The 22,491-nt window shown below is 37.3% G+C and carries 24 protein-coding genes; 11 read left to right on the top strand and 13 right to left on the bottom strand.

Annotated elements, in window-relative coordinates:
- The first annotated feature begins 109 nt into the window (after nt 1-109).
- Together ABD005_RS04410 and ABD005_RS04405 are read left to right on the top strand one after the other, a co-directional pair.
- Entirely contained in the window at nt 110-1,372 is a 1,263-nt protein-coding gene (locus ABD005_RS04410; RefSeq protein ID WP_343815414.1) for a sensor histidine kinase, read from the top strand.
- A gap of 47 nt (nt 1,373-1,419) precedes the next feature.
- Nucleotides 1,420-1,947 carry a response regulator transcription factor gene (locus tag ABD005_RS04405; protein ID WP_343815412.1) on the top strand — a complete coding sequence of 176 codons (528 nt, stop codon included), beginning with the start codon at nt 1,420-1,422 and terminating at the stop codon, nt 1,945-1,947.
- A 54-nt stretch (nt 1,948-2,001) separates the two neighbouring features.
- Here the strand turns inward: ABD005_RS04405 and ABD005_RS04400 are convergent, their stop codons facing one another.
- Complete coding sequence (locus ABD005_RS04400; RefSeq protein ID WP_343815409.1) at nt 2,002-3,120, bottom strand: DUF3083 family protein; 1,119 nt, start codon at nt 3,118-3,120, stop codon at nt 2,002-2,004.
- 237 nt (nt 3,121-3,357) lie between these two features.
- On the opposite strand from ABD005_RS04400, the gene ABD005_RS04395 reads away from it, so the two are divergent.
- Complete coding sequence (locus tag ABD005_RS04395; protein WP_252738908.1) at nt 3,358-3,534, top strand: DUF3820 family protein; 177 nt, start codon at nt 3,358-3,360, stop codon at nt 3,532-3,534.
- Nucleotides 3,535-3,941: 407 nt separating this feature from the next.
- Nucleotides 3,942-4,115, top strand: coding sequence for a ribosome modulation factor (rmf, locus tag ABD005_RS04390; RefSeq protein WP_215980347.1), 174 nt, complete (start codon nt 3,942-3,944; stop codon nt 4,113-4,115).
- Between the two features lie 114 nt (nt 4,116-4,229).
- Here the strand turns inward: rmf and hemN are convergent, their stop codons facing one another.
- From hemN to ABD005_RS04370, 4 genes are all read right to left on the bottom strand, one after another.
- Entirely contained in the window at nt 4,230-5,600 is a 1,371-nt protein-coding gene (hemN, locus tag ABD005_RS04385; RefSeq protein WP_343815405.1) for an oxygen-independent coproporphyrinogen III oxidase, read from the bottom strand.
- Between the two features lie 68 nt (nt 5,601-5,668).
- Nucleotides 5,669-6,163: a DUF2489 domain-containing protein gene (locus ABD005_RS04380; protein ID WP_343815402.1), complete on the bottom strand. Its 495-nt coding sequence runs from the start codon at nt 6,161-6,163 to the stop codon at nt 5,669-5,671.
- A 5-nt stretch (nt 6,164-6,168) separates the two neighbouring features.
- Nucleotides 6,169-6,756 (bottom strand): Der GTPase-activating protein YihI, encoded by a 588-nt coding sequence (gene yihI, locus ABD005_RS04375; RefSeq protein ID WP_343815399.1) that lies wholly within the window; start codon nt 6,754-6,756, stop codon nt 6,169-6,171.
- Nucleotides 6,757-6,893: 137 nt separating this feature from the next.
- Nucleotides 6,894-7,151, bottom strand: coding sequence for a hypothetical protein (locus ABD005_RS04370; RefSeq protein ID WP_343815396.1), 258 nt, complete (start codon nt 7,149-7,151; stop codon nt 6,894-6,896).
- 182 nt (nt 7,152-7,333) lie between these two features.
- On the opposite strand from ABD005_RS04370, the gene tesB reads away from it, so the two are divergent.
- Complete coding sequence (gene tesB, locus ABD005_RS04365) at nt 7,334-8,191, top strand: acyl-CoA thioesterase II (RefSeq protein ID WP_215980352.1); 858 nt, start codon at nt 7,334-7,336, stop codon at nt 8,189-8,191.
- A 107-nt stretch (nt 8,192-8,298) separates the two neighbouring features.
- On the opposite strand, the gene ABD005_RS04360 is transcribed toward tesB, so the two are convergent.
- From ABD005_RS04360 to ABD005_RS04350, 3 genes are read right to left on the bottom strand one after another with little or no spacing between them, the layout of a single operon-like run.
- Complete coding sequence (locus ABD005_RS04360) at nt 8,299-8,850, bottom strand: Mpo1 family 2-hydroxy fatty acid dioxygenase (RefSeq protein ID WP_343815392.1); 552 nt, start codon at nt 8,848-8,850, stop codon at nt 8,299-8,301.
- 48 nt (nt 8,851-8,898) lie between these two features.
- Nucleotides 8,899-10,143: a mechanosensitive ion channel family protein gene (locus tag ABD005_RS04355; protein ID WP_343815389.1), complete on the bottom strand. Its 1,245-nt coding sequence runs from the start codon at nt 10,141-10,143 to the stop codon at nt 8,899-8,901.
- Between the two features lie 34 nt (nt 10,144-10,177).
- On the bottom strand, nt 10,178-11,083 hold the full coding sequence (locus ABD005_RS04350; protein WP_343815387.1) for a 1-acylglycerol-3-phosphate O-acyltransferase, YihG family: 906 nt from the start codon (nt 11,081-11,083) through the stop codon (nt 10,178-10,180).
- Nucleotides 11,084-11,699: 616 nt separating this feature from the next.
- On the opposite strand from ABD005_RS04350, the gene proB reads away from it, so the two are divergent.
- Nucleotides 11,700-12,797, top strand: a complete 1,098-nt coding sequence (gene proB, locus ABD005_RS04345; protein ID WP_215980356.1) for a glutamate 5-kinase — start codon at nt 11,700-11,702, stop codon at nt 12,795-12,797.
- Nucleotides 12,798-12,868: 71 nt separating this feature from the next.
- Nucleotides 12,869-14,125 carry a glutamate-5-semialdehyde dehydrogenase gene (locus tag ABD005_RS04340; RefSeq protein WP_343815383.1) on the top strand — a complete coding sequence of 419 codons (1,257 nt, stop codon included), beginning with the start codon at nt 12,869-12,871 and terminating at the stop codon, nt 14,123-14,125.
- Nucleotides 14,126-14,176: 51 nt separating this feature from the next.
- Here the strand turns inward: ABD005_RS04340 and ABD005_RS04335 are convergent, their stop codons facing one another.
- Nucleotides 14,177-14,572 (bottom strand): Fis family transcriptional regulator, encoded by a 396-nt coding sequence (locus tag ABD005_RS04335; RefSeq protein ID WP_343815380.1) that lies wholly within the window; start codon nt 14,570-14,572, stop codon nt 14,177-14,179.
- 217 nt (nt 14,573-14,789) lie between these two features.
- Here ABD005_RS04335 and yegD point away from each other — a divergent pair, with 217 nt between their 5' ends.
- Together yegD and ABD005_RS04325 are read left to right on the top strand one after the other, a co-directional pair.
- On the top strand, nt 14,790-16,148 hold the full coding sequence (gene yegD, locus ABD005_RS04330) for a molecular chaperone (protein WP_343815377.1): 1,359 nt from the start codon (nt 14,790-14,792) through the stop codon (nt 16,146-16,148).
- Nucleotides 16,149-16,258: 110 nt separating this feature from the next.
- Nucleotides 16,259-17,134, top strand: coding sequence for a glycosyltransferase family 2 protein (locus ABD005_RS04325; RefSeq protein ID WP_343815375.1), 876 nt, complete (start codon nt 16,259-16,261; stop codon nt 17,132-17,134).
- Between the two features lie 63 nt (nt 17,135-17,197).
- Here ABD005_RS04325 and ABD005_RS04320 read toward each other — a convergent pair whose 3' ends face one another.
- Nucleotides 17,198-17,656 carry an NfeD family protein gene (locus ABD005_RS04320; protein WP_343815372.1) on the bottom strand — a complete coding sequence of 153 codons (459 nt, stop codon included), beginning with the start codon at nt 17,654-17,656 and terminating at the stop codon, nt 17,198-17,200.
- A gap of 283 nt (nt 17,657-17,939) precedes the next feature.
- Nucleotides 17,940-18,920, bottom strand: coding sequence for an SPFH domain-containing protein (locus ABD005_RS04315; RefSeq protein WP_215980361.1), 981 nt, complete (start codon nt 18,918-18,920; stop codon nt 17,940-17,942).
- A gap of 253 nt (nt 18,921-19,173) precedes the next feature.
- Between ABD005_RS04315 and ABD005_RS04310 the strand changes: the two genes are divergently transcribed.
- Complete coding sequence (locus tag ABD005_RS04310; RefSeq protein ID WP_343815367.1) at nt 19,174-20,820, top strand: tetratricopeptide repeat protein; 1,647 nt, start codon at nt 19,174-19,176, stop codon at nt 20,818-20,820.
- Nucleotides 20,821-20,833: 13 nt separating this feature from the next.
- On the opposite strand, the gene ABD005_RS04305 is transcribed toward ABD005_RS04310, so the two are convergent.
- Nucleotides 20,834-21,235, bottom strand: coding sequence for a hypothetical protein (locus ABD005_RS04305; protein ID WP_215980363.1), 402 nt, complete (start codon nt 21,233-21,235; stop codon nt 20,834-20,836).
- Nucleotides 21,236-21,426: 191 nt separating this feature from the next.
- On the opposite strand from ABD005_RS04305, the gene ABD005_RS04300 reads away from it, so the two are divergent.
- Nucleotides 21,427-21,897 (top strand): hypothetical protein, encoded by a 471-nt coding sequence (locus tag ABD005_RS04300; protein WP_343815363.1) that lies wholly within the window; start codon nt 21,427-21,429, stop codon nt 21,895-21,897.
- Between the two features lie 96 nt (nt 21,898-21,993).
- Here ABD005_RS04300 and ABD005_RS04295 read toward each other — a convergent pair whose 3' ends face one another.
- On the bottom strand, nt 21,994-22,485 hold the full coding sequence (locus tag ABD005_RS04295; protein WP_343815639.1) for a lipocalin family protein: 492 nt from the start codon (nt 22,483-22,485) through the stop codon (nt 21,994-21,996).
- Nucleotides 22,486-22,491: the final 6 nt, after the last annotated feature.

Below are 22,491 nucleotides of genomic sequence, written 5' to 3'. Positions count from 1 at the left end.
CATTACCCTACCTATTTATGCGCTAGCTCAGGTATTATCCTAAATAAATAAGGTAATATGCTGTCTGTAATCATTGCATTATATGCTTAAGGATGTAAAAGAAAAACCTATGACTCACTTTTTAAAAGGGGCAAACCAAGTACAAGCCATTATTGCGCTACGTGGTGTTGCTATTATTATTCAAGTACTACTGATTCTTTTTGTTAATATCGCTTTAAAATATCAACTTCCTTGGGCACCACTATTCTTTATAATTGCTGTTGAAGTAGCATTCACCTTAGCAAGTATGCTTTATTACAAACAAGCAAGTATGCTCAACCAAAATAGTGCTCAGCAACAAAAAGCGATATTAATACAAACCTCTGCTGATATTATTTTTCTCTCGTGTTTATTATTTTTTAGTGGCGGGGCAACCAATGCATTTGTCTCGTTGTTGTTAATTCCTATAGCCATTGCAGCGGTTACGCTAACACCTGCGCTATTGTCACTCGTAGCCTTATTAGCGATAGGCTCATACAGTATTTTATTATGGTTGTTACCGATGAGCGTTATGCATGGCAACATGCAAGGACACTTTATTGCGATGGGAATTAACTTTTTATTTTCCGCTTTAGTGGTTGCTATTGTTGTCGGTAAAATGGCACGTAGTATTAATAAGCAACAATTAGCCATTGCCAAGTATCGTGAGAATTTATTAAAGCAAGAGCAAGTCACTTCTCTCGGGGTTGCTGCAGCACAAGTGACTCATCAACTCGCCACTCCTATTACCACAGTACAATTACTTGCTGATGAACTTAGCGAAGATTTTCCTAATAGTGAGGTTATTGGTGATATGCAAGTTCAATTAGCTCGCTGTAGAGTAAGTTTAGATGAATTCAGGGAAATGGTTTTCTCCATAAAAGAGCAAAGGATTACAGCAATAAGTACTCAAACATTATTAAATGAAATAAAAGCCAATGTTGAGGTAAACTATCCTGAAATAGCTCTTGATATAGAACAGCTTAACCACGAAAGTACAATGGTTATGGCTGACGCAGCATTAATGCCTGCGATATTAAATTTAATTAATAATGCAGTTAGAGCGACTAAAAATAATGGCAGCTCTGCATTAGTAATTACCAGTATGACGTGTGAAAAAAACTGGCAACTGATTATTCGAGATTTTGGTAAAGGCTTTACCTTAAAAAAGCTCAACGAATTAGGTGTTAAGCCCGTAACTAGTACTCAAGGTTTAGGCATGGCAGTATTTCTTAGTCACGCGAGTTTAGAAAGAATAGGCGGTAAGCTAACCTTAACCAACCATATTGAGGGTGGAGCGTTAGTTACATTAAGTTTACCTTGCCAGACAACACAACAACCCACTGCAAAGTAATAGTCATACGACTATGATGCAGCCACCCTAAGTTAAGTAACACAATAATGAAATTATTACTCGTTGAAGACGATAACGCTTTCGCTAACACCTTAATACGGCGACTCAATAAAAACGGTTACGATTGCGTTCACACCGACAATAATAGCGATGCTTTATTAGCGTGTCGTAAACACTTACCTGACTATATTTTACTCGACATGAAATTAGCTCAGGAAACCACTCTAAGCATAATTAAACCATTACGCCAGCTAAGACCACAAAGCCGCATTATTCTATTAACGGGCTTTGCTAGTATTGCTACCGCCGTTGATGCAATAAAATTAGGCGCTGACGATTATTTATCTAAGCCGGTCGACAGCCAAACACTACTAGCAGTATTGAGTAATACCAAACCAACAGCAATTCACTTAACCCCTGATAATGAGCCAACATTATCAGCAGAGCAAGTAGAATGGCAACATATTCAACAAGTGCTAAAAGCGAATCAAGGCAATATTTCTGCCACTGCTCGACAATTATCGATGCATAGGCGCACTCTACAACGCAAACTGCAAAAGCGGCCGCAACATTAAAATAAGATTAAAACCACCAATAACTCTTATAAAACTCTATAGCCTGAACTCGGGTTATTTATTAAAATTATAGGCAACATGTTGGTGAAAGCGGATCACTAACTCGTCTTTGCTTGGTGATATTTCTAATTCGCTCGCCATTAACTGCATTGCTTGCTCAATTTGATTCAAAAATCGGCCAAAACCGTGCTCGGTACTATTTTCCGGCGTTGCAACAAAAATAAGCTGCACGCTATCGGTGAGCTCGCTAGCATCCCACTTACTAATAATTCCGCAAGGGCTTTGCTCGGGGTTGTAACCCAGCATTTGCAATTCACCTACTCGAGAAACAATTTCATGAATACTATATCTAACAATAGGTACCAAACCATTAGCTACCAACGCGCCATTATTTAAATTATAACGTTTAGCTGCCATGGTAAACACGTCTGTTAAGTAAGTGTATAACGGGTTATATGGGTCTTGTGAATGCGGGTCGATTTCCACTAAGTTTAATAAGTGATTACTAATATTTAAATTCACAACTGCATAATTCATCGCACTATGGTAAGTCGGTATAGTCACTTGCTGACTTGCATAACGTTTATTAATTTGACGTAACTTATGTGCTTGAGTATTTAAGCAGCCTTTATTTTTGGCAAATAAATCATACGTTAAGTGCTGGTGATCTCGTAAGCGTACATCTTCAATATCTAAATTAATTTGTTCGGCAAACTGAGCTACCACAGCACTAACCCGCTGGTGAAACTGTGCCGCATTAAAGCGAATATCATTACCGGTTGCTAAGAATAACAAGCAGATTTTTTTAGCCTTTTGACTGCCATCAAAAAAAGATTTTTTCAGTTGATGCTGCTCAGGATCATAATAAAACAGTATTTGCTGATTAGTCTGCCACTGATGCATTTCTTGACTAAAACGTACTCTCGCTAATTTATCATTAGCAATAAAGTGACAATTTTCTAATTCAACCGCATCAGTTAACTCAAAAAATAGTGTCGATAATTTTTGATAAAAGTCATAATACGGCTGAGACTTAGCCTCAAGATAGTAAGGGGTTATTTGCTGTAAAAATTCATCGGTAAGCGCAAACTCGGTCAGTATATATTGGTTGTCTCGTGCATTGCTCGGCAAATAAGCTTTGTGTGCGGCACTTCGTTTTCTGATAATTGACATAGTTATCCCTAAATGTAATTACGTTATTCTTCACAAGTAAGCTATTAACGATAGGCTGAACCAATTTATGCAACTTATTGTTAAATTAGCTTCAGATTAATAGGCGCAGTATAGGCTCAGTAAATGAAGCTTTTGTGTGCTTTTTATGTCACAAATATGACAAGCTTTATATTGAAATATTAAGGAAAAAATTTGTTACCTGATCAACAATCACTCATTACAGCGATCAATCAAACCATGCCTTTTGGGAAGTATGCTGGCAGAAAATTATTACAATTACCTGAGCCTTACTTGGTTTGGTTTCACAGTAAAGGCTTTCCAGAAGGTAAGTTAGGCGAGCAACTTGCTTTAATGTATGAAATAAAACTCAATGGGCTTGAAGAAATGTTAAAGCCACTTTTACATACTGATTAAACATCTTTCTTACTAGAGTAAATAATTATAAAAATCCTAAATATTAATACTCTGGGTTATATCTGTTTTGGCTAAGAAACTGTTTTCCAAGGTAATCAATTTTTAGTCTTAGCCACGATATTTTAATCACACTAATTAGTTACAAATCGCTGCTAATTTGTACAATTTTTTACTTGCATATGCAGGCTAAATATTTTTAAATTAATTGTCATCTGCGCGTCATCAAGGTTTAACAATCCCCTTCCGAAAGGGTTAACCCTAAAGCAATGCAACCTTTAGGTTTGGCGACATAAATTGACCACTAAGTAGTATGTTGTAGTAATTATTGTCAATAATAGCAGCATAAAAATTGACACTAATTACTTTATTTATCAAATATTTACTATGTATTTTTGTGAGGTAAACAAATGAAAAGACAAAAAAGGGATAAATTAGGTAGAGCACATTCTAACGGTTATCAAGCAGGCTTAGGGGGCAAAGCTAAAGAGCAATGTCCTTACCAAAACTTAGAAGCAAAATCAGAATGGCTTGGCGGCTGGCGCGAAGCAATAACTGATCGAAATATGGGGTTATATAAATAGTTTCTGTCACGTTGTTAGGTAACAATATTGTTATTTATTGTTGTAGCTAAATACTTTGTTACCTAACCATTAGTTGATATTAGTACGACCTAACACAGCCACTTATTGTTAGGCTTAAATTACTCTTGAAAAACGCTGCTGGTTAATATGCTTATTCATATAAGCGTCAAAACTCATACAAATAATGCGAATCAACAAACGAGCTTTCGGTGAAACTTGAATAGTATCTTGTGTATTTTCAACTAAGTTGTCGGCAATAAAGGTATCAAGTAAAGGTAAATCATCTTTAAAATATTCGTTAAAATTAATCGCATACCTATCACTAATAACACGCTTATCTAAAAATAAATTGCACATTAACTCACGAATAACATCACCACGAATAATGTCATCTTGGGATAAACTAAGCCCTTTTTCTTGTGCGTGTTTTTTATCGGTAATAGCTTGATAATAAGCTTTTAGTTCTTTGATGTTTTGACTAAAACTGTCGCCGATTGCACTAATAGATGACACCCCTAAACCAAGTAAGTCACAACTGCCTCTAGTGGTGTACCCTTGAAAATTTCGATGTAACTCGCCATTACGTTGTGCAATCGATAACTCATCCTTTGGTTTAGCAAAATGGTCCATGCCGATAAAGTCATAACCCAGCTCACATAAAGTTTCAATGGCAAGCTTCATTAAGGCAAATTTTTCTTGGGTGTTAGGCAACCACTCATCACGTAATTTACGTTGCGCAGCAAAGCGACTCGGTAAGTGTGCATAACTAAATAACGAAATGCGATCAACATCCCACTCATGAGCTTTAACTAAGGTTTTATGAAAGTTAGTGAGTGTTTGATGAGGTAAACCATAAATTAAGTCAATATTAATGGACTTAAAACCTACTGCTTTGGCATGCGCAATAAAATCACCGATAAACTCGGTAGATTGCACGCGATTAATCGCTTCTTGTACCTTTAAGTCGAGATCTTGAACCCCTAAACTTAAACGGTTAAAGCCAAGTGAAAATAAATGCTCAGCTAAATCCATCTCTATTTCACGTGGATCAATTTCAATACTCATCTCTAAATCATCAGTAAAGTTAAACTTTTCTTTTAATAAAGTCACTAATGTTGTGATTTGTTGATGCGTTAAAAAACTCGGTGTACCGCCACCCCAATGTAATTGTTTTACGGTATATTCATGAAATAAAGGAGCTTGTGAAGCAATTTCTTCGGCTAAAAACTCAAGATATGTATCAGCCTTATCGCGATGGCGAGTCACTACTTTATTGCAACCACAGTAATAACAAAGGGTGTGGCAAAAAGGGATATGCACGTATAAAGACAAGTCGCGATTGTGAGAATTTTCTATCGCTTGAATAAAGTCGCTTTGACTAAAACTTTCATGAAACTCTAACGCCGTTGGGTATGAAGTATATCGAGGCCCGCTGGTGTTGTATTTATTAAGTAAAGTGTTATCAAAAAATTGGCTGACTTTCATTTATAATTACCGTGAATAAAGTATCACGGTAATTATAAGGCATCAGTAAAAGCTAATATTGATATTGATCAAGCACTCGGTGATAAATACTCAATTTGCTCACTAGTAAACTGATAAAGTAACTCAAGCTCAATAACAATATTATCGTGTAATTCAGACTCGGCCTTCATACGTTGGTAATCTTGTTGCATGCGCTCTTTTTTAGGGAGTTTTTTACGCTCTTCTAAAATTGACAAGGTTTTAATTTTTTCATACAAACCAAAAATGGCTGGAAACTTTTGTTCAAGTTCAGTGTGTGTTTTTAACGAGCCTAATAATACCGATATTCGCCAGCAGCCTTCATCAAACTCACACTGTTCTTCTTTCATTGCTCGAGTGATTAGTAACACACTATCAAGCACTTTTTTATCATGCTTGTTGAGCGCTTGTTGACGCGCTACTTTAGCCTGTTGCTGCTGCGCCGTTTGTACTGAAAGTTGTTTCAATAACTTGCCTGCATAAAATGCTAAGCCTGCAATAACAACAACCGCAGCAATTAATGCATATTGCCAAAAATCTAACATAGTAATTAATTTTTCTCGAAATCAGAAAAGTCGTGACCGTCTAGCTTATCCCATAAATCGTCTTCACTGTCGTTGTCAACGTGTTCATCTTCGTCATCATCACTGTCATCAATACCCAACTCAGCAGTTAGCACCTGATGACGTTCCATCATTTCATTGTAATACTCAACTTCTTGCTCAGTCAGCGCAATATCTTCATCATACTTAGCAAGAATTGCCAATAAGGCTTCATCTTGCTCAATCGCTTCAAGCTCTTGCTCTGGCGAAAAAACAGGCTTAGTTGGCTCAGCAAAACGAACACCCGCAATAGCTTGTGCTATTTTTGGTTTATGTGATTTTTGCTGCGTTTTTTCTGCTTTTTCAGTGATTTTTCCTAGGGCGATAGGAGTTTTATTTCCTAAGCGCGGGTCTTTTTTAGCCGCTAACTGATTCGCATTGTCTTTTTCAATTTTTGCTTCTTTTTGACGGTTTCCCGCCTGCTTTCCTGTTGTTTTACGAACGCGCTTTTCTACTTTAGCTAACTCTTGTTTACTTAACTTAGGTTTAGCTGTTGGCGCGCCACCTGGTTTTCTTGATTTTTTCGTGCGTGACATGGTTTTACACTCAACTTTAGCAATAATGGCGACTATTTTACGTTATTCACTCACTAAAAGCCGCAAAAAAGAGATAAAAAAAGCGTCAAATGACGCTTTTTTTATCTCTTACTATCACTGTTAAATAATTAACGGTATTAGTTTCTCAGAGAAATGGCTGGCGAAGTATCAATTTCACCCGTTTTTGAAATTGTCGCAATGTTATCATTACACAGTAAAATAGCTAAGCACCCTAAGCTATCGGCACGAATAAACGCTAACTCATAACCAAATTGCGTTAAACTGCTCGCTGAAAATTTTTGTGCTAGGGTTAAATTGTCCCATATATCAACAGCTTCATTAGCTGCTGTTTGTCGCCTTTCTAATAAATCATCTCGTACTGCAACTGCGTGCATAATCAACCTCAATACAACTTTTATTTAAGCTTAATAACTATTATTTACAGTGCTTGAAATTTAACCTATCGCTAACAGAACATCAATAAAAATTCACTACTCATGATAAAATAACTCCTTTATGATGAAAGCAGAAAAATAAGCGCTAAAAAGTACACCTAGCATTATATAAAGGTAAAAATATGAGCGATACATTAAACGAGTTACTAGCATTATTATCATTAGAAAAAATTGAACAAGGCATTTATCGAGGACAAAGCCAAGATTTAGGTTTTAAAGCATTGTTTGGCGGTCAAGTTATGGGGCAAGCTTTGTCGGCAGCACAAGAAACCGTCGCCGAAAATCGCTTTATTCATTCTCTACATTCATATTTTTTAAGGCCTGGTGATGCTAATCAACCTGTGGTTTATGAAGTCGAAAAAATTCGTGACGGTAGTAGTTTTAGTACTCGCCGCGTACAAGCGGTACAAAATGGCAATGCAATTTTTTATATGACAGCATCATTTCAGCATGAGGAGCCTGGGTTTAATCACCAAGATACTATGCCTGATGTTCCAGCTCCTGAAACGCTTCCTTCATTTAATGACTTTATTGTTGCTCACCAGCATTATTTACCCGAGCCTCTACGCGAGAAGTTTTTAGCCGAAAAGCCTATTGATATTCGCCCTGTACAGCAATACAACTGGATAAACCCAACTAAAACTGATTCTGTTAGTCAAATGTGGATAAAAGCTAATGGCACCTTACCTGAAGATTTACGCACGCATACTTATATGTTGGCGTACACATCAGACTTTCACTTTTTGCCAACTGCACTATTGCCGCACGGCGCTAGTCATTGGTTGCCTAACTTTCAAATAGCAACAATAGATCATGCTATGTGGTTTCATCGCCCATTTAAATTTGATGATTGGTTGCTATATTGTATGGACAGCCCGTCTGCCAGTAATGGTCGCGGCTTGGTACGTGGTCAAATTTATAACCGACAAGGTGAGTTGGTTGCATCAACCATGCAAGAAGGAGTTATTAGACAACGCTAAAGTGGGTATATAAAGCGAGGTAGCACTGAGCTAATTAACCTGAATTCAGGTTAATTATACTTGCTCTGAATTAAGGGTTAGTTAACACTTAAACACTCATATAAGTTTTAACTAACCGCATTTTTAGCATCAAGTGCTTTGCGTTTTTCCCGCGCTAATACACTAACCTTAGCGTTCAATTTAGGCGCCAAACCAAGCATAAAATACACTTCAGCCATAAGAAATAGTGGACCAATTAAAAACTGACTCAAATCATCAACAAAGGCTGGCTTGGCTTTTTCATAATAATGACCAATAAACTGAATAATCCAGCCAACAACAAATAAGCCAATAGCTAGAGACAAAATGCCACTGACATCACTACATAAGTGCGCCAAATATAGGTTCAATAAAATATATCCCACCATACCTAGTGCGAGTAAACGATGTAGCAGTGAATAGTACAAAGCTACAAAAGTAAAAATAACCATAGCTAAGGTAAATTTTAGCCGTAACGCACTGTCAAACAAATTGCTAAACTCAAGCTCGAAAGTAATCGTATTGAGTAGCAGGGTAACCGCAAAAACAATTAAAGGTACCCCGACAAAATGACTGCTAATATTTTTCGAATTCAGATGTACACTTTTGTAACGTGCCAATTGCTCTGTTATTGATTTCATTACAATACCTTTAGTCGTTCCGAGCAACAGTGCTCTGAGGGCTTTACATTAAGACTTCCGCTGCCAATCATGTCCGCTAGGGTGCTGAAAAACGCGAAGCTCGAATTGCGAAGCAACAGCAAAGAGGTGGTCAAATATATCCGCTTGTATCGCCTCATACGTTAACCAATCAGTGGTATCTGCAAAACAGTATATTTCTAAAGGTAAACCGTTTTCGGTCGCAGGTAATTGCCTAACCATACAGGTAAGGTTTGAGCGTACTTGTTGGTTTCGCTGTAAATATTCGGTGATATAGGCGCGAAAAGTACCAATATTGGTCAACTGCCTATGGTTTATTTTTACTAATGATTCGTCGTCGTTATCTTGTTTACTTTGCGAGGCTAATTGTTGCTTTTTATCATTGAGATAATTATTTAATAAAGAGGCGTTACTTAATTGCTGAATTTTATCGGCACTAAAAAAATCAATACTACCTAAATCAATAATAATACTGCGTTTAATTCTTCTAGCACCAGTATGGTACATATTACGCCAATTTCTAAACGAATCACTAATTAATGCGTAAGTAGGTACCGTTGTGATCGTTTTATCAAAATTTTCAATTTTAACCGTACTTAAACCAATTTCAATAACATCGCCATCGGCACCATATTTAGGTAATTCAACCCAATCACCAGTGACCACCATTCTATTGGCAGATATTTGAATACTCGCCACCAAGCCTTTGATAGTGTCTTGAAAAACCAATAATAAAACCGCAGTTAAGGCACCTAAGCCACTCAGTAAATACACTGGCGATCGGTCAATAATTAAGGCAACAATAATAATGCTCGCCACTATATATAATGCCAACTTAATCATTTGAATAATGGCATTTAAAGGTAAGTAACGTTGTTTAGCGGTTTCTTGATAACCACTACGACCTGCATTAAGCAATGCACTAATAGAACGAGCAATTTGAAAGGTAAGAATAACTTTAGCAACCAGTATCATAACCGGCTGAGACAGGCTGTCATCAGGTAAAATGATAGGTGCTAGAAAAAGCATTAATATAAATGGAATTAACAGCGTGACGCGGTTTAATACATTATGCTCAATTAGCGCGTCGTCCCACTTGTTTTTACTGTGAACAATAACGCGCTGTATTACTTTAAGAATATGATATTTAGCAACATAGAAGCTAATACTACTAATCACTAGAATAACCGCTACGCCAATCGCAATAGCAGCACTATCTAAATAGACTTGTTGTACACCCTGCTCTGTTAACCAGGCTTTAATCAACTCATTCATAAGACTTTAAACCCTTGTAACCTGCTATGTTAAGTTATTTATTTAACTGTTGTGCTGACATCATTTCAGTTAACTTTGCATCTTTATCGTGCCAAAACTGTGTTAACCATTTTTGAAATTCAGCTTTATTAGCGCGGCCATCAAAAAAGTTATCACCAAATTCTTCTTTAATATTTAATGTGCGAATATTGACATGAACATCTTTCACTCGTCCGCACAGCAGGTCAGCAAAACTTGGAATGCCATCAGGATAATAAATACTTACATCAACAATTGTTGTTAGGTGCTCGCCCATTGCATCTAGTACAAAAGAAATACCACCCGCCTTTGGCTTTAATAAGTGTTGAAAAGGTGAGTTTTGTTGTTGATGTTTTTCGGGGGTAAAGCGCGTCCCTTCGATAAAGCTCATAACACTAACAGGTTTATATTTAAATTTAGCGCAGGCTTTGCGAGTTGTTTCTAAGTCTTGCCCACGTAGGTGTGGATTTTTACGTAAAAATGCTTGTGTATGGCGCTTCATAAAAGGAAAGTCTAATGCCCACCAAGCTAGCCCTAGTAATGGTACATAAATAAGTTCTTTTTTCAGAAAAAACTTTAAAAAAGGAATTTCTCCATGCAATGCGCGCTGCAATACAAGTATATCAACCCAGCTTTGGTGGTTAGCTAAAACCAAATACCAATCTTTTTTATTGAGGCCATTCAGGCCAGTAATCACTATATTGGTCTTGGTGAATAGTTTCTGATTAATACTATTAACCGCAACCCAGTTACTGGCCATTAAATCGAGTAAGTAACTAAATACTTTTTGCGTAATATTAAATGGAAAAAGTGCCTTCAATAATGAAAACAATAAAATAGGTAATAACCAAAAAATGGTATTCACAACATAAAAAAGAAAAGAGAACAAACCGATAAGTTTGCCTGGGAGAAAATTAAGCATATTCGTTTTAATTAAGACTAGTTTAACTGTTTACAAGATACGCTTATTTAACCACGAATGAGAAAAAATTTATACGCTTTATTCTACCTACTGATTAATTTAATCAGCTTAATCAATGGTTATGCTCACTAGAAAATTATTTCTCCTCTAATAATGTCTTATGAAAAACAACACAATTTATCAACATTTAAAGGCCGTTTTTAAATTATCTACTGGTACAACTAATGACTTCTACACGTCAATAAAAATAGTTAACCTGATCTCGGCTTAACAAATATTTCTCTAGCAGCTACTGTTCCTAACCTCTTCGTTAAATTTACTTGCAATAGTTCAGCTATTGACGTGAAATTTCCCTTGAATTAAGAATAGCGTTTCACAAAATAATTTTTACTTATATTTCAAACGATTAAATACCTACTAGGCCGAATTCAGGTTAGTTAAATGGCAATATGTAAATTGAAAGAACTGGGTAGCTTCTTCCTTAGCTGATTAAGTTATTACCGAGCAGAATAAAGTATGTGCATTTCCCTCGCCATTAGTGCATAAATATCTTCGACAGTTGAATTTATATTCTCAGTCCAGCATACTAATCGTTGGTGTTATAACAGGAGGAAAAATGAACTTTAATCGAGCTGTAATTAAAGTAGGCAGTGCGCTAGTCGCCCCAAGTAAAGATGGTTGTAGTGGCAAATATACCCTAGCAATTGCTCAATTTATTACTAAGTGTCAACAGCAAGGTAAAGAAATAATCTTAGTCTCATCCGGTGGTGTCGCTGCTGGTAGAAACTTAATTCAACACGGTAGTCCAGAGTTATCTGTATCCACAAAAAAAGCCATGGCCAGTGTTGGTCAAATGCAAATGATGGCAAACTGGCAACGTTTTTTTGATAAGCCATGTAGCCAAATACTCATCACTCAAGACGATTTAGCCGATCGTGAGCGCTTCATCAGTATTCAACGTACTATTCAAATTCACCTCGACAATAATATATTACCTATTGTTAATGAGAACGATACCGTTATCACTAACATGCTCGCCATTGGTGATAATGACAATTTGGCGGCATTAGTCGCGCAAGCTTGTGAAGCAGATTGCTTATTTATTTTAAGTGACATTGATGGCCTCTTTAATAAAGACCCTAATGCGCATCCAGATGCTGAATTGATCCCTGTTATCGATAAAATTACCGATGACATATACTCTATGGCGGGTACAAGTCGTAACCCAATTGCCACAGGTGGTATGAAAACCAAAATTGAAGCGGCCGAAAAAGCAATTGAACATGGCATTCATACCTATATTATTAATGGTACCAAAAGTGAGGTTTTTGCCTCAGTACTGGAAAATAAAAACCCTGGTACACGCTTTACTGCTCACACCAACATCATTACCGCTAAAAAACATTGGCTCAAACACACCTTAAAGAGCCAAGGGCAAATTAATTTAGACAAAGGTGCCGTTAATGCCTTAATCAATAAAGGCGCTTCTCTTTTACCATCAGGGATTAAATCCGTTCATTATGCTTTTGAAGCGGGTGATGCTATTGAGTTAATTGATGATCAAACCAATAAAGTGATCGCAAAAGGAATTTGTGCGTATAACCATCACGACTTAAAGCGTATTATTGGTAAGCAAAGTGATGATATATCGGATATTTTAGGTCACGATGAAGGAGATGTCATCGTTCACCGTAATGACATGGTTATCTTATAACCTCCCTCTGTAGCGCACAATTAGCGTAACACTAACAGAGCCGACCTTAATCAATTAAAATGAGTATAACTATGACAGAATTTAACATCGCAAGCATGGCAAGCCATGCAAAAACAGCGAGTCGAGTTGCCGCACAATTATCGGCACAACAAAAAAACGCCTTACTCAATGCTATTGCAGATGCTATTGAAGCAAACAGCGACTTTATTATTGCAGAAAATGCCAAAGATATTACTGCTGGTGCAGAAAAAGGCTTAACTCAAGCAATGCTTGATCGGCTATTACTCACCCCACAAGCAGTGAAAGATATTAGCGCCGCTATTCGTGAAATTAATGGTTTGAAAGATCCCGTAGGCGATGTCAGCAACTTAGCACTACGCCCTAATGGCTTACAAGTGGGCAAAATGCGCATTCCGCTTGGGGTAATTGCAATGATTTATGAAGCACGCCCTAATGTTACCGCCGAAGCCGCCGCTTTATGTATAAAATCAGGTAATGCGGTGATTTTACGTGGTGGCTCAGAGGCCATTCACTCTAATTTAGCCATTGCCCAATGTTTACATCAAACCATTGCTGAATTAGGTATCGACAAAAACATTGTCAGTGTTATTCCTGATACTAGCCGTACTGTTATTGAGCAGCTTTTAAAACAAAAAGAAACCATTGATTTAGTAATCCCACGTGGTGGCGAAGGGCTTATTCGCTATGTTACTGAAAATAGTCAAATTCCTGTCATTCAGCATTACAAAGGTGTTTGTCATTTATACATTGATAAACATGCGGATTTAGACAAAGCAATCAACATCTTAGTCAATGGTAAAACCCAAAAACCAAGTGCATGTAATGCTTTTGAAACGGTTTTAGTGCACGGTGATATTAGTGCGCAATTTTTACCACTCGCTGCCAAAGCATTAGCCGATGCAGCTAAGGTAAGTGTACATGCTTGTAAGCACAGTATTGGTTATTTCCCTAATGCGGAACTCGCCACACAAGACGATTACCATGCTGAATACTTAGCACAAGAAATTGCCGTGAAAGTAGTGAGTAGTTTTGATAATGCTATTGCACATATTAATGAGTTTACCTCTGATCATACCGAAGTCATTGTCAGCCAAGATATTTCTCGCTGCCAAGCTTTTGTTAAACAGATAAACTCATCAGTGGTCATGGTTAATGCCTCATCACGCTTTTCCGATGGTAACCAACTTGGTTTAGGCTCTGAAATTGGTATTTCAACCAGTAAGTTACATGCATATGGACCTATGGGGCTTGAAGCATTAACAACCGAAAAATTTATTGTCTTTGGTGACGGGCAAATTAGAGAATAAAGCTCACCTGAACTGAATTACTTAACTTAAGTATCGCCATAGTTAAGTAACTTAATGAAGAGCACGACCTTTTTGATTCGGTTTTTGCTTACTAATGTTTAACGCCAACCGCTCAGGCCATTGCCCTTGATGTTGGCGTAAACAAGCTTCCTCACTATCAAAGCGCACAGCATGGTTAATATTTTTCACAACCACACCTACTTTCAATAACTGTTTTTGAATATTATCGCGTAAAAAAGCATCTTGTTTATTTGCCAGCATAGCTGTTATTTTTTCATCGGTCGTAAATACACAAGTCACCACTAAACTTGCAGGAAAGTTAGTATAACTAGCTCTATGAGTGAGCCATTCAAAGCCTTCAATTTCATGTAAAGCACTTTCACAAGCAATTGTTAACGCCTTACAGACATTGTTATCTATTTTTTGACTGGTTTTGTTAAGTTTCATTTTACAACTCATTAATAAGCAAACCGTGATTTTAACGTGAGCGATAACTATCTACAATAAATCTCTACCCTCATTAAGCTTAAACTAATTACAACTTGCAGGGGCTAGTATTACCCCGTATGCTACGCGGCTTTTTTAACGCGTTACTTCGCAATATTTATTTGGCAGGTATTGCAACGCTAACACACTAATCAATATAACTCGTTAAGGAGCAATAATGATAGGTTTTGATTACGGCACTTCAAATTGTAGCGTCGCCCAAATGGTCAATGGCAAACCACATATTATTGAGTTAGCGGCGAATAACCGTTATATCGCATCTAACCTCTATGCGCCTGGTCGCGACATGATTGTTAATTGGCTTTATCAACAACTATCTACTGAGCAACAGCTTAGCTACAAGCAAGCTCGTGCGCCACAGTTACAAAAAGGCCAAGCCGTATTACGTGAGCTTGCTTTTGACGGTATTGATAGTAATTTACTGTTCGGTAAAGCGGCGCTCGATAAATATTTAGAAGACCCTGAAGAAGGTTATTATATTAAATCACCGAAGTCCTTTTTAGGGGCCCGTGGCTTAGTACCAGCCCAAATAAACCTCTTCGAAGATATTGTTGCCGCCATGATGAGTAACGTAAAAACCTTAACCGAAAATAAGTTGCAGCGAGCAATAACCAAAACCGTAATTGGCCGCCCGATCAATTTCCAAGGCTTACACGGGGAAGAAAGTAACCGTCAAGCTATTGAGGTACTAACCAATGCCGCTAAGCGCGTTGGCTTTACTGACGTTGAATTTCAATTTGAGCCCGTCGCTGCTGGTTTTGAGTTTGAAGCCAGTTTGACCAAAGAAACTAAGGTATTAGTGGTTGATATTGGCGGCGGTACCAGTGATTGCTCGATGTTATTAATGGGACCTGAATTAAGTCGGTGTGATTCACGTGTTGAGCATTTACTATCACACAGCGGTGTTCGTGTTGCCGGTAACGATTTTGATATTCAACTGGCCTTACGTGGTATTATGCCAAGTTTAGGGATGAACGATAACTTCAAAACGGGTAAGCCGCTACCAAACATCCCCTTTAGACAAGCCATTGCCATTAACAACATTAACGAACAAACCGAGTTTTACAGTGCGAAAAACCGCCGCGACTTAGTGCAACTTAGCCGCGATGCTCAGCACAGTGAGATGGTTAGCCGCTTATTAACAGTGCACGATCAAAAGCTAAGTTATCAGCTAGTCAATAATGCAGAGCAAGCCAAAATTGGGTTATCAGAGACGCTTAGCCAACAAATTGACTTAAGTGATATTAGCGCTGACCTTAACGTTGAGGTTGATCGCGCGTTACTCAAACAAGCAAATAGTCACACCTTAAATAGTATTAGTGAATTAATGCGCGAGACGGTTAACAAAGCACAGTGCCAGCCTGATGTGATTTTTGTCACCGGTGGTACCGCTAAGTCGCCAGTCATTAATGAATTTTTACAACAGCAAATGCCAACTATCCCGGTTGTGATTGGCGATCACTTTGGCAGCGTCACCTCTGGCTTAGCGCGCTGGGCTGATAAAATTTATCGTTAAATTGAAGAAGGCAACTTTTTACAAAATGACAACAGAATTTTTTAAACAATTGGCATATGGTAAAGTCATATACAACAACAAGATAACAAAATAAAACAGGGAGTTGATTAATGTCTGACATTAAGTTCCATTTAGTAGTCGCCATGTATAACGTGGAAGAATGGATTGCAGAAAACATAGCGTTTATTAAAAACCAAACGTTCAGTAATTTTCAGGTGATATTAATTGATGACATCTCGACGGATAAAACCATTGAAATTGTCCAAGAAGCGATCGCAGCCGATAACCGCTTCAAGCTAATCATTAACGATGAAAAAAAATATAAAACCAGAAATGTTGTTGAAGGTATCGCATTATGTAATGCACGGCCTGAAGATGTGATTGTCCTAGTTGATGGTGATGATCGGCTCTTTGATGAAAATGTGTTACAAAAAGTAGCAGACACCTATCAACAGCAAAATTGTTGGATGACTTACGGCTGTTTTCAACGCTCGAACGGTACAATAGGGAAGCATTGTCGCCCATATAGTAATAGCGTTATTAAAAACAATTCATTTCGAAAAAACAAATGGTTTGCTTCCCATTTGAAAACTTTTAAATACAAGCTTTGGTTACAGCTAAACATGGATATTTTCAATATATCTAAAACAGAGCTAGAAGCCGCATTAAATCGTGTATTGTGGAAGTTAAAATTAGGTTGCTGGCTGCAATGGAGAAAGGTCACTTTAGAGAACCTTGTAGACAGCACAGGAAAGTATATAAGACGTGTTGATGATAAAGCGTTCTCGTTTCCTATGCTAGAGATGTCTGGAGATAAGGCTTACTTTATTGACGAGGTGCTTTACCTTTATCGCGACGATATTAGCTATTTTGAAGGCAGCAATACCAACTTCGAAAAAAACAATAACGAAAAATATCATACCCGACTTATTCGAAATATCATTATCCACAAACAAAAATATCAACGACTTGAACAACTAAAGTAAAAATAAAGCGACATAAAGCCTATTGCTGTATGTCGCTTAAATATTATTGAAAAATAAACCTCATTAAACAGGCTTTACCAACATCGTATTACCGGTAATGGCTACTATTTCACATTGGCTATTTTCGCCAATACTTTCAACTTCACAATTATCAGCCAAACGTGCTTGCCAATTAATACCTGAGTACCGAATACTACCAGTGGTTAAGGTAATATCAGCACTTGCCGGTACTTTCAAGCCAATCATATCACTTGAATTATCGGTTTTCTGCTTAGTATTTTGTAGCCTCTTCAATGGCTTCCAAAGTAAAACAGCAATAAGCGCAGATAAAATACCGACACTTAATATTTCACTTGGCCAACCACTAATAAAACCAACATTCACTAATATTCCCGTTGTTAAGCTGGCAATAGCAAAAAAGAGTAATGGCCCGCTTAACCCCATAATACTGAGTTCAACCAGAAAACTAACTCCAGCGATGACGTACCATAAATGATGGTGGTTCTCTAAAAAATGTTGCATGAAAAGCTCCTAAACTGTTTGACCTTAGCTTTAACTGGTTTACTTAAATAACCTGAACTCGATTTAAGAAGTATTTAACAAATTGAAATATAAGCAAAAATTATTCTTCAGAATCTCTAGCTTGATAGTTTTTCTTCTTTTCATATGATAAGCAAGGTAAATTTCGCGTCAATAGCTGGCCTATTGCAAATAAATTTAACGAAGAAATCAGGAAAAATAGCTGCTAGAGAAATATTTGTTAAGCCGAGCTCAGGTTAAATACTATTCATCTTAATATTAATAATTAAAGCTGTGTTGGTAACTTCAACGTGCTCGATACCGCAATAGCCTGCGCTACGGTGTTAGCAATATTGTCACCCGTTTTACCATCGGTTAAAACTACAGTACTGTCTTTCGCAATTGCTTGATGAGCTTTAATCGCATCTTGTGCCAAAGTTAGTGTTACTGCAGAACGACCTTGATCGGTATTGGCCGCTTGCCCAACAACTTCGAGGGCATTAGCATCTGCTTCGGCAACTAAACGTATTGCTTCTGCTTTACCTGTTGCTTCTAAAATTTGGGCTTCTTGTGAAGCTTGTGCTGCAAGTACTTGCTCAGCCTTAGCGGCTTCTGCATCTAAAACACGCGCTTGTTTATGACCTTCAGCTTCAGTAATGGCTGCCGTTTTAACACCTTCAGCGGTTAAAATAACCGAGCGTTTTTCACGCTCTGCCGTCATTTGTTTTTCCATATCTTCACGGATACTTTGTGGCGGCATAATGTCTTTAATTTCATAACGCGTCACCATAACACCCCAAGGCGCAGTGGCATCGGTCATTGACGTTAAAATTTGTGCATTAATCATGTCACGATTTTGAAAACACTCATCAAGCTCCATTGAACCAATCGCGTTACGCATGGTAGTCATAGCTAATTGCGTTACTGACAGTTTATAGTCAGTAATATTATTGGTTGCCGCTGCGGCATCTGTTACCTTTAAAAATAAAATACCATCTATTTCCAAAGTAATGTTGTCTTTAGTGATTGCCGCTTGAGAAATAATCTCTAACGATTGCTCTTTAAGGTTACGGTTTGCAGCAACCGATTGTATGAACGGAATAATAAAATTCAAACCCGCTGATAGCGTTTTGCTGTATTTACCCAAAGTGTAAATAACATAACCACGGTTTTGAGGGACAAAATGAATACCTTTTTTTAAGGTATATAAAATAACCAGCGTAACCCACAGCGTAGGGTTGGTTAGTAATTCTTCAACAATTAACATGTAACTTCCTTTGTGTTTTTTTGAGAATGCAGAGAGTCTGCAAACATGATAAATCCTAATCTTTGTTATTACCCAGAGCGTTTAACATTACACTTAGCACAATGCACAATGAATAAGAGCTATTTACGTTAATTGACCCCACTATTCAAAGCAAGAGATTTCGTCAGAATAGTTTTCCATTAGGGCTGTTGCACTCCTTTTTAATTTAAGCCAACATACGCTTGCCACTTTTACTCATATATACCAATATTTTATGCGTTTTACCCTTGCTGACATTGAAATAAACTTAACCGCTGGTGTTATCATCAAAGACGGTGAAAAGATCAACGTCAGAGCCAAGACGTTATTAGTGCTTAAATATTTAATTACCCATCAACAAGAAGTCGTTACTAAGCAGTGCTTATTAGATGAGATTTGGCATGATGTTATAGTGCAAGAACAGGTATTGGTTCAATCTATTAAAGAAATTCGTGATATTTTAGGTAGCCAAGTCATTAAAACCTATCCTCGCCAGGGTTACCAATGGACAGCTGATTTAACAGAAGTTGTCTGCACCCCATTAACGAAAAATCCTTTTATATCGAGCAAAATAACTAAGTTAATCATTATTTTAATTACAGTAGGGGTAACTTTTTTCCTCTATAAAAGTCAGCAGGCGGCTAATCAGCTAGACCCTCAATTAAGTAGCCAAAAAATTATGACGGTAGCATTTTTACCGGTAAAAAATGATATGCCCGATGACATACATAATTGGGTTCCTATAAAGGGCACTGAATACTTAAGCCAGCGCTTAGAACAGCAAAGTAATTTGAGCGTAATAGAAAGCGATAAAGTGCAACGTACCTTACCTCAGTTAAAAAACCTACATTCGCCGAAAGACGCTCAACAAATTGCCAGCTTACAAAACACATTAGCGGCAGACTTAATTGTACAATCACGCTTGCTGGGTTACCCGCAAGACTTCCAATTGCATTACACCTTATATTTACCGCATAGCGTTGAACGAGGTATTGAGTTTGCTGATACGGTTGAAAAAGCTTTTGAGCAGTTAGTTGAAAAAATAGCTTTACGCTATAGTGATTTCACCCCAAATACCACGGCATCGGCACAACACGACTTTAGTAATGAAGCATTTGCCCGAGGTATTGAGCTTTACCTGTTACGAGAATATAGCAAAGCGATTGGCTTTTTTTCTTCTGCCCTGCAAACCAACAACGAACTCTTACCTGCTCGCCGTTATTTAGCTGCCTGCTATATGAATAATAATAACCTTGAACGTGGCTTAGCCTTAATGCAAGAAAACATTCAGCAAGCAAAAGAAAAGAAGGCTTATCGTGAAGAAATGCGTAGTTATTTATTACTGGGGGTCTCATTAATGAATTGGCATCAAGCCAACAATAGCCTTAATAATGAAACCTTATTACAGGCTCAGCGCTATATAATATCAGCGCAAAATTTAGCTGACACCCACCAAGACTCACTATTTATTGCTTATTCACATGAAGAATTAGGTAAAATAAAACGTTTACAAAAGAATTACCCTCAGGCGATTAAATTACAGCAAACCGCGTTAGCCTTTTATCAAAAATTTCGAGGTAATTATGGTCAAACCCGACCTTTAATAGAGCTCGCTATTATCGCCAATGAACAGGGCCGAATTGAGCAAAGTAAGCATTACTTTTCACAAGCAATAGCAATCGCCAACGAAAATGGCGTGGTAACCAATCAGGTAGCTGTTTTATTAGCACAAGCCGACATTAAACAAGCACAAGGGCAAACAACACAAGCAAACGTCTTAGCTAAGCAAGCGCTTGCCATTGCAGAAAACGCTAAGAGTAACTTATTAATGGCGCGTATTAATGCTTGGCTGAACAATAATAGCTATTATGAAATTCATTAATAATGAAAAATGCTTATTTACTCGTTAAATAAGCGCGGTGATAGTTCACTAAAAATAAAGTGACTAAAAACGGGGACAAGCAAAACAACCCATAAACCCCTAATTTCAGCGCTGCAATAGTGGCGGCTATCGATAAAGAAACAACTCCTAAACATAGGTATATTCTGAGCCGCTTAGGGCTAGCAATATTAATGGCGCTATCTAAGGTTTTAGCAAGTAATTGGCAAATTCCCCAAAAACCCACAGCACCTAAAGCAGACACTAATGGAATAAAAAACAGAAAGTAGTCACCGCTAAAAAGGCTAAATACGGCATATAAAATCCCGACAACTATGCCTAAGCCTAAAAACCAAACGGGTACAAAAAAGGCAATAGCAAAGCATAAAGCTAAAATAAATTTTTGAAAAAAACTCATATATTCCTAAAATCAATAACATTAGATTAAATGACTGATAAATATTAACTAACCTGAGTGAGGTATTAAGACAATATCTCAAGTCCGTTTGAATGCTTATTAAGTTTGTAGCTCATAAACTATATTCATTTTGAAATAAAAAGCAATTTCAACCTATCTATTAGTTATAAATAAACTATTAATAAGTAAATATGAACATAAAAACACTACTCACTACACTTGTCATCGGGCTTATTGCAAGTGTTGCCTTTATTGTGATTCAACCCTTTTTTGGAATGCTGACATTAACATCGCGACATGCTGCTGTGTATGTAGAGGTAGGACATTATAGTGAGGAATATGCTGTTATTTTAGCTTGGTTACTACATGGGACTGTTTCAATATTTTATACTTTTATTTCACTCCTTATCTACAACGTTAATAAATCTCTTACTGTCAGCTTTTTACAAATAATTATTTTAGGCTGGTTAACTACGCTCATTGCAACGCCTGCTAATGAGTGGGTTATAAAACTGATTACCACGGGTGAATTTACAAATATCTTCGCTTTATCTGACTTAAACACCGAAATTGGCCCTAAGCTTTGGTTACATATTTTATTTTTTGCATTGGTGGTTGTGAGCATTTCGCTCAGCCGACTAACCGCTTTTCCAAAGCACTAAGCGCTTAATAAAAAACTAACAATCAATTGCTTTTAAAGGTAACTTTTAGCGATTTATCTTTAAATGAGTATTGTTCTCTAAGCAATTTAGTAGGTGTTAGTCGTGATGCACATAAATAATCTCATTTATATTAAAACCACGCGCTTTTGACATTTTTTCAAACTTCTCGATTACCTCTGGCTTTACCGTTGCTGTTCTTGATAAAAGCCAAAGATAATCGGTATTTGGTCCAGAAACAAATGCATATTGATAGTTGCTTTTTTCTAATTCAAAAATAACATAAGAACCATAAAAGGGCCCAAAGAACGATACTTTTAGATAACCTTCTGAATTAGAGTTTACAAAATAGGCTTTCCCTTCAGCTTCTTTCCATTCATTATCAGTTGTTGAAAATCCACGGTTAACAACAAGCACACCGCCATCGTCTTTAAGACTATAGTTCGCAGTAACTTGAGTTAATCCCCTTTCAAACGAGTGGTCTAAACGGGCAATCTCATACCACTCTCCTAAATATCTATCGAGTTCAAAATTATCAACAGGCTTTACTGAATCAGGCATGCCAACGCAACCACTAAGCAATATGCTCATAAATAG

This window comes from Colwellia asteriadis (genome assembly GCF_039523295.1).
Classification (GTDB): Bacteria; Pseudomonadota; Gammaproteobacteria; order Enterobacterales; family Alteromonadaceae; genus Colwellia; species Colwellia asteriadis.
This window is presented reverse-complemented; position numbering and strand designations above follow the sequence as displayed.